Origin of the sequence: Streptomyces sp. H39-S7 (assembly GCF_027158205.1) — a bacterium.
Classification (GTDB): domain Bacteria; phylum Actinomycetota; class Actinomycetes; order Streptomycetales; family Streptomycetaceae; genus Actinacidiphila.
In genome coordinates this window covers 77,325-85,332 of sequence record NZ_JAPVLU010000043.1, presented here as the reverse complement: position 1 = coordinate 85,332, position 8,008 = coordinate 77,325, and the positions used below count along the sequence as shown (strand labels likewise).

At 71.5% G+C, this 8,008-nt stretch carries 5 protein-coding genes; all 5 read right to left on the bottom strand.

The features are described 5' to 3' along the window. On the bottom strand, positions 1 to 777 hold a 777-nt coding region (locus O3X23_RS32870), incomplete at its 3' end, for an SLBB domain-containing protein (RefSeq protein WP_269276058.1). Between the two features lie 114 nt (positions 778 to 891). Further along, on the bottom strand, positions 892 to 1,737 hold the full coding sequence (locus O3X23_RS32865) for a DegV family protein (protein WP_269276057.1): 846 nt from the start codon (positions 1,735 to 1,737) through the stop codon (positions 892 to 894). Between the two features lie 114 nt (positions 1,738 to 1,851). Continuing rightward, positions 1,852 to 2,472, bottom strand: coding sequence for a hypothetical protein (locus O3X23_RS32860; RefSeq protein WP_269276055.1), 621 nt, complete (start codon positions 2,470 to 2,472; stop codon positions 1,852 to 1,854). Between the two features lie 191 nt (positions 2,473 to 2,663). Then, on the bottom strand, positions 2,664 to 5,552 hold the full coding sequence (gene leuS, locus O3X23_RS32855; RefSeq protein WP_269276053.1) for a leucine--tRNA ligase: 2,889 nt from the start codon (positions 5,550 to 5,552) through the stop codon (positions 2,664 to 2,666). Positions 5,553 to 5,816: 264 nt separating this feature from the next. Beyond that, on the bottom strand, positions 5,817 to 7,778 hold the full coding sequence (locus O3X23_RS32850) for a S53 family peptidase (RefSeq protein WP_269276051.1): 1,962 nt from the start codon (positions 7,776 to 7,778) through the stop codon (positions 5,817 to 5,819). Between the last annotated feature and the right edge of the window lie 230 nt (positions 7,779 to 8,008).

Sequence of the window (8,008 nt, the reverse complement as noted above, 5' to 3'; positions counted from 1 at the left end):
GGTCTCCAGTTGGGCACTGGTCGCGGAGTTGAGGCTCACGGGGCCGGCGGGCGCGCCGCCGCCCGGCCCCGGGGCGGCGGGCGCGGCCGGCCCGCCGACGACGACCTGCTCCCCGTCGGAGAGCACCCGGGCGAGGTTGAGCGCGCTGGTGTCCGTCCCCGGAAGCGCCCCGCCGGCCGCCGCGAGGGCGTCCGCCACCCGCGAGCCGCCGGGCAGCCGGAGCAGCCCGGGGCGGCGGGCCTTGCCCGCGACATCCACCGTCAGGACGGTCTTCGGGGCCGTGACGGCCGCCGGCACGAACCCCGACGGCCCGGAGCCGGGCGCGGGCCCCGGCCCCGGTACGGGGATCAGGGACGCGCCGGGCGACGGCCCGTCGATCCGCGCCGGAGCCGAGACCGTTCGCGGGCGCCCGGTCCAGAAGTGCTGCACGGCGAAGCCGACGGCGACAGCCACCACGACCAGCAGCGCGGCGGCCGTCCTGAACTCCAGGCCGCAGCGCACGTACAGCCAGCCGCGGAAGGCGCGTAACCGCTCGAAGGGGGTCGCCCGGAGCGGGATTGCGGGTGCGACGGGCGCGGCAAGTGCAGCGGGTGCGGCAGGCGGTGACGGTGGCGATGACGACGGCGGATCCGTGCCCGGGTCGGGATCCCGGCGTTTGCCCGGTGGATCGAAGAGCGCGGCAGCGCGCTCCCCCACCGTCTCCTGAACACCTTGAACACCCTGCATGCCCTGGACGTGACTGCGGCGGCTGATCGCTGTGAGCGCTGTTGTTCCCATGCCGCGAAACTAAGCGGAATCACCCACCGAAGATGATCACCGTCAAATCCTGTGGATAACCCACAGGCTGTGGACAGCCCGCCGACGCACTCCCGCCCTCCCGCCATCCCGCACTCAGTGCGGCGAGATCACCGCTCCCAGCAGCCCCGGTCCCGCGTGCGCGCCGATCACCGCGCCCACCTCGCTCACCACCAGCTCGTCCAGCCCCGGCACCCGCTCCCGCAGCCGTTCGGCCAGCGCCGCCGCCCGGTCGGCGGCGGCCAGGTGATGGACCGCGATGGCCACCCGCCGGCCGCCGGCCCGCTCGACGGCGATCTCCTCCAGCCGCGTGATCGCCCGGGAGGCCGTACGGACCTTCTCCAGCGGCTCGATCCTGCCGTCCACCAACTGCAGGATCGGCTTGACCGCCAGTGCCGACCCGAACAGTGCCTGCGCCGCCCCGATCCGGCCGCCCCGCCGCAGATAGTCCAGCGTGTCCACGTAGAAGAACGCCAAGGTGTCGGCGGCGCGCTTCTCTGCGGCGGCGACGACCTCGTCCGCCGTTCCTCCCGACCCGGCGGTCTCGGCCGCCGCCAGGACCGTGAAGCCGAGCGCCATCGCGACCATGCCGGTGTCGACGACCCGCACGGGCACGGGCGAGTCGCGCGCGGCGACCAGCGCCGCGTCATACGTCCCGGAGAACTCGGCGGACAGGTGCAGGGAGACGATGTGGTCGGCCCCCGCTTCCGCCGCGGCCCGGTAGCACGCGGCGAACTCCGTCGGGCTGGGCCGCGAGGTGGTCACGGGGCGCCGCCGCTGCAGGGCCCTGGCCACCGCCGGGGCGGAGATTTCCGTCCCCTCTTCGAACGCCTCGTCGCCGATCACCACGGTCAGCGGAACGACGGTGATGCTGTGCCGGGTCAAGGCCTCCTGCGACAGGTAGGCCGTGGAATCCGTGACGATAGCGACATGCGGGGACATGTGCGGGAGGTTACCCGGGGGCCGGGCGTGGCGACAGTGCGGCCCGGGTCAAGATCGGCTGATGTGCCTGGGACCGTCCGGCCAGTACCGGCTGACGCGCCCGGGAGCGCCGGGTCAGGAACGGCTGATGCGCTTCTTGCCGCCGACAGGGCCGCCCGAGGGGTCGCCCGAGGAGTCACCGGTCGGAAGCGTGCTCGGCGCCCAGTGCCGCAGCGCCCCGGCCTCGATGTCGATCTGCTGCGCCAGCGAGGTCAGATCGTCGTCGGCGAACTGCCGCGCCCGGTCCTGGGCGGCCCAGCGCAGCGCGTCGGCGGAGTGGGTGATCCGCTCGGTGCGCTCGGCCAGCGACGGCAGCCGGTCGGCGATCCGCCCCTTGTCCGGCTCGCGCTCCAGCACCTTCAGCTCGGTGTCGAGCACGCGCGCGTGGTCGTTGAGCCGGGCGAGCAGCGCGGCCGCCTCGGACAGGGAGGCGTCCTCGGCGGAGCCGGCGTCCAGCGCCCGGTAGGTGCTGTCGATGGAGGTGCGCAGGCTCAGCCGCAGCTGCGCGAGCTCGCCGGCCGACCCCAGCGTGTAGCGGCGTGCCTTGAGCGCGGTGTCCTCGACCACCCGCCGGGCCTGCGCGCTCCCGCGTTCCACCCCGCGCTTCACCGCTCGTACGGTCCGCACGGTGGCGACGACGCCCACCGCCACGAACGACGCGAAGAGCAGCAGCAGCACAACGACGGCGATATCCACGGGTGCTCCTCCGGTCGGACGGACGCGGGCAGCCGGGCGGCCACACCGTCTACGGTAAACGCACCGGGCGGATCGGTGGCTCCGTCAGAGCCCCCAATCCGCCCGTAAGGGAAACCCCTGGTACCCGGCGCCCGCCCGCAGCAAGGGTCCGTCCCGCACCCCGCCTGCCCGCACCAGAGGTCCGTCCCGCGTCAGCCGGTGACGATGTTGACCAGCTTCGGTGCCCGCACGATCACCTTGCGCACCGCGGCCCCGCCCAGCGCCGCGACGACACCCTCGTCCGCCAGTGCCAGCTCCTCCAGCTCCGCGTCGGAGATCGTCGGCGCCACCTCCAGACGGGCCTTGACCTTGCCCTTGATCTGCACGACGCAGATCACGGCCTCGTCCTGGACCAGTGCCGGGTCGGCGACCGGGAACGGCGCGTGGACCAGCGAGCCGTCGTGGCCCAGCCGGCGCCACAGCTCCTCGGCGATGTGCGGGGCCAGCGGCGCGACCAGCAGCACCAGCGGCTCCGCGACGGTGCGCGGCACCACCCCGCCCGCCTTGGTCAGGAAGTTGTTCAGCTCGGTGACCTTGGCGATGGCGGTGTTGAAGCGCAGCCCCGCCAGGTCCTGGCCGACGCCGTCGATCGCCTTGTGCAGCGCGCGCAGCGTCGCCTCGTCGGGCTCGGCATCGGAGACGGTGACCTCACCGGTCTCCTCGTCCACGACGTTGCGCCACAGCCGCTGCAGCAGCCGGTACTGGCCGACCACCGCGCGGGTGTCCCAGGGGCGCGAGACGTCCAGCGGGCCCATCGCCATCTCGTACAGGCGCAGGGTGTCCGCGCCGTACTCCGCGCAGATCTCGTCCGGCGTGACGGCGTTCTTCAGGGACTTGCCCATCTTGCCCAGCACGCGGCTGACGGGCTCGCCCTGGTGGAAGTACGCCCCGTCGCGCTCCTCGACCTCGGTGGCCTGCACCGGGAAGCCGCGCTTGTCGCGGTAGACGAACGCCTGGATCATGCCCTGGTTGTACAGCTTGTGGAACGGCTCGGAGGACGAGATGTGCCCCAGGTCGAACAGCACCTTGGACCAGAAGCGCGCGTACAGCAGGTGCAGCACGGCGTGCTCCGCGCCGCCGACGTACAGGTCGACGCCGCCGTGCGGCCGGCCCTCGCGCGGGCCCATCCAGTACTGCTCGATCGCGGGGTCGACCAGCTGCTCGCTGTTGTTCGGGTCCAGGTAGCGCAGCTCGTACCAGCAGGAGCCGGCCCAGTTGGGCATGGTGTTGGTCTCGCGGCGGTAGCGGCGCGTCCCGTTGCCGTCGCCCAGGTCCAGCTCGACGTCGACCCAGTCCTCGTTGCGGGACAGCGGGGTCTCCGGCCGGGTGTCCGCGTCCTCCGGGTCGAAGGTGCGCGGCGAGTAGTCGTCGACCTCCGGCAGCTCCAGCGGCAGCATCGACTCGGGCAGCGGGTGGGCCACGCCGTCCTCGTCGTAGACGATGGGGAAGGGCTCGCCCCAGTAGCGCTGCCGGCTGAACAGCCAGTCGCGCAGCCGGAAGTTGACGGTCGCCTCGCCGATGCCGCGGCCGGTCAGCCACTCGGTGATCCGCGCCTTGGCGTCGGCGACGCCCAGGCCGTCCAGCGAGAACTCGTCGTTGGCGGAGTTGACCAGCTTCGCGTCGTACGAGGCGAAGGCCTCGTCCCACGTCGAGGGGTCGGTGCCGCGGTCGTCGCCGGGCTGGACGACGCAGCGCATCGGCAGCTCGAAGGCGCGGGCGAAGGCGAAGTCACGGCTGTCGTGGGCGGGGACCGCCATGATCGCGCCGGTGCCGTAGCCCATCAGCACATAGTCGGCGATGAAGACCGGGACCTGGTCGCCGCTGACCGGGTTGACGGCGTAGGCGCCGGTGAAGACGCCGGTCTTCTCCTTGGCGTCGGCCTGCCGCTCGACGTCGGACTTGGCGGCGGCCATCTTGCGGTACGCCGCGACGGCCTCGGCCGGGGTGGCGTGGCCCTCGGTCCACACCTCGTGGGTGCCCTCGGGCCACGCGGCCGGCACGATCTTCTCGACCAGCTCGTGCTCGGGCGCCAGCACCATGTAGGTGGCGCCGAACAGGGTGTCCTGGCGCGTCGTGAAGACGGTGATCTTCTCGTCGCCGACGGCGAAGTCGACCCGGGCGCCTTCGGAGCGGCCGATCCAGTTGCGCTGCTGCAGCTTGATGGCCTCGGGCCAGTCCAGCGGCTCCAGGTCGTCGATCAGCCGGTCCGCGTAGGCCGTGATGCGCATGTTCCACTGGCGCAGCTTGGACTTGAAGACCGGGAAGTTGCCGCGCTCGGAGCGGCCGTCCGCGGTGACCTCCTCGTTCGCCAGCACGGTGCCCAGACCCGGACACCAGTTGACGCGCGACTCCGACGCGTACGCCAGCCGGTACTCACCCAGCAGGTCGGCGCGCTCGATGGCGCTCAGCGCGTCCCAGGCCCGGCCGTCGGGGGCCCGACGGGCGCCGGAGGCGAACTGCTCGACCAGGGTGTCGATCGGGCGGGCGCGGCCCGCCTCCTCGTCGTACCAGGAGTTGAAGATCTGCAGGAAGATCCACTGAGTCCACTTGTAGTACGCCGGGTCGATCGTCTCGACCGACCGGCGCATGTCGTGCCCCAGGCCCAGCCGGCGCAGCTGGCGCCGCATGTTCTCGATGGCGTCCTCGGTCGAGATCCGCGGGTGCGTGCCGGTGGCGACCGCGTGCTGCTCGGCGGGCAGCCCGAAGGAGTCGAAGCCCAGGGTGTGCAGCACGTTGTGGCCGGTCATCCGCTGGTGGCGGGCGTACACGTCGGTGGCGATGTAGCCCAGCGGGTGGCCCACGTGCAGTCCCGCACCCGAGGGGTACGGGAACATGTCCATGATGAATTTCTTGGGCTTGGCGGCCAGCTCGGCGTCGCCCGCCAGGTCACCGCTGGGGTTCGGCGCCTCGTAGGTGCCCGACGCCTCCCAGAAGTCCTGCCAGCGGGCCTCGATGTCGGCGGCCAGCTGAGCGGTGTACTTGAAGGTCGGCACAGTACGGTGCGGCTCGGCTGCCTCAGTGGCGGCGGTGGTCTCGCTCATCGTCCTCGAAGCTCCATCGTGATCATGACGGGCGTACGCCGCGTCTGCTGCCTGCCTGCGGAAACGAAAAAACCCCTCGCACAGGAGGGGCCGCCGCACCGACTCGGATCGCTCTGGATCGCTGTCAGTGCGGCTTGCTAAGCAGAAGGCGTACGGCACGCATGCGGCCAGGTTACCGCAGCACGCGACGGGCCCGCACCGGAAATGCCCCGGTGCGGGCCCGTGCACTGCGTCGGACGCTCCGTACCTGTGCCGGCCTTGCGGTCAGCGGTGGTTCTTCTTCGGCAGGTACGAGGTCACGTAGTCGGCACCGGGGGTGCCGACGCCGGTGACGTCGTCGAAGCCGACCGTGGCGTGCAGCGACGCGTCCTTGCCGAGGCTGCGCAGCGACGTGATCGTGCCGTCCGCCGCGTCGACGCCGTTGACGTAGTCGACGCGGACGACCGCCTGGTCACGGCCCTGGCCCAGCGGGTGGTCCGTGACGTCGTGGTAGGCCGAGGTGGCGTACCGGTCGTAGATCAGCGGGTTGGCGAAACCGACCGGGATCCCGTGCCGCGCCTGCTGCACGAGGGCCTGGACGCCGGCGATCACCGGGGCGGCGAGCGAGGTGCCGCCGATCCGGTACTCGCTGTACGCCAGCGACCCGTCCGCGAGGGACTGGGTCTGGCCGACCAGGAAGCCGGTGTTCGGGTCCGCGACCGCCGAGATGTCCGGCTCGACGCGCTGCTTCACGCCGCCGCCGTTGGCGAGGGCGAGCGAGTCGGGGACGACGTTGCGCTGGTAGAACGGCTGCGCGTAGAGGTTGCTCGTGCCGCCGCCCGCACCCGAGGTGTAGGCGCCGGGGAAGCCCGTCCAGCTGTTGCCGTCAGCCGACAGAACGGCCTTCTGGGTGCCCCAGCCGGTCTCCCACTGGTACTTCTCGCCCTTGCCGACGGCCAGCGAGGTGCCGCCGACCGAGGTGGCCCACGGGGAGTTCCCGGGGGTGTCGACCTGCTTCACACCGGTCTTGGCGACGTTGTCGCCGGAGTCACCGGAGGAGAAGTAGAAGCCGATGCCCTCGACAGCACCCTGGAGGAAGGTCTGGTCGTAGGCCGCGGCCACGTCCGGGGTCTCGTTGGCCTCGACGTCGCCCCACGAGTTGGAGACGATGTCGGCCAGCCGGCCGTCGACGATCTTGTTCAGGGCGTCGAGCAGGTCGTTGTCCTGGCAGGACGCGCCACCGACGTAGACGATGTCGGCGTCGGGGGCCACGGCGTGCACGGCCTCGACGTCGAGCGTCTCCTCGCCGTACCAGCCGCCCGCGTCGCACTCCTCGGTCGAGTTGTAGTCGGCGGGCAGCACCTGGGAGAGCTGGCCCTTGCGGTACGCCTGGTCACCGTTGTTCCTGGCGTACTTCTTCGCGTCCTGGACGATGTACGGCGAGGCGTACGCGTCCGTGATCGCGACCGTGACGTTCTTGCCGGTGTAGTTCTTCGCGCCGTAGGCGGCGCGCAGGTCCTTGCCGGTGTAGCCCTTGATCGCGTACGGCGCCTTGGTGCCGTACGCGGACGGGAGCTTCTTGTTGGTGTTCGAGCCGTAGTAGCTCGAGAACGGCCCGGCGTTCTTGAACACCGCTCCGGGGGGCGGCAGCGCCTCGTCGTGCTTGGCGAGCTTGGGAGCGTTGTCCAGGCCGACGACCGTGAGCACCGCGCCGTTGAGCGCCGCCGGCGCGGACGCCGTCGTCGCCGGGGCGTGGTAGGTCCTGCCGTCCTTGGTGAAGTTGTGCAGCTGGGTGCCGAACGTCTTCTCCGCGGCGGCCACGTCACCGCTCACGGTGATGTAGTGCTGGTTGGTACCGGTCACCTTGAGGCCCGAGGACTTCAGCCAGGTGGTGACCGCGGCTATCTGGCCCTTCGTCGCACCGAACCGCGCCTGCGTCTGCGCCGCGGTCAGATACTTGCCGTAGGAAGCCGAGTTCGGGTCGGACACCGCGGTCGCATAGGCCGTGAGGCCCTTCGCGTCCCGGCCCGCCAGGTAGACACGCGCGCTGACGCCGCCGGCGTCCGCCGTGTCGCCCTTGTCCCCGCCGGCAGTTGCCCACAGCGGCTTGGTGCCGGTGAGCAGCTGCCTGCCCTGCGGTTGGTCGGCCTGTGCGGCAGGTGTGCCCAGCGCGAGCGCGCCGGCCATCAGCGGCAGCGCTGCGGCCACCGCCAGCCCGGCACGCGTTCGTTTGCGCTCAAATCTCATGAAACCCCCATGCGAAGCGAGTTGACGCCGATTACGGTGTCGCCGCTATGCGTACGGCTCGTACCGCAGAGCGCCACTCTGTCGCCGAAAAGCTCATGTCAGGGGCATGCAATTGCCAAGAGCAGGCCAAGGAAGGGCAGGCTGCCGGGGGAACGGCGCGAGCGGGATTCGGGTGCCGGAAGTCGCGTGGCGGACAGCGTGCGCCACGGACAGCGAAAGAAGGCCCGACC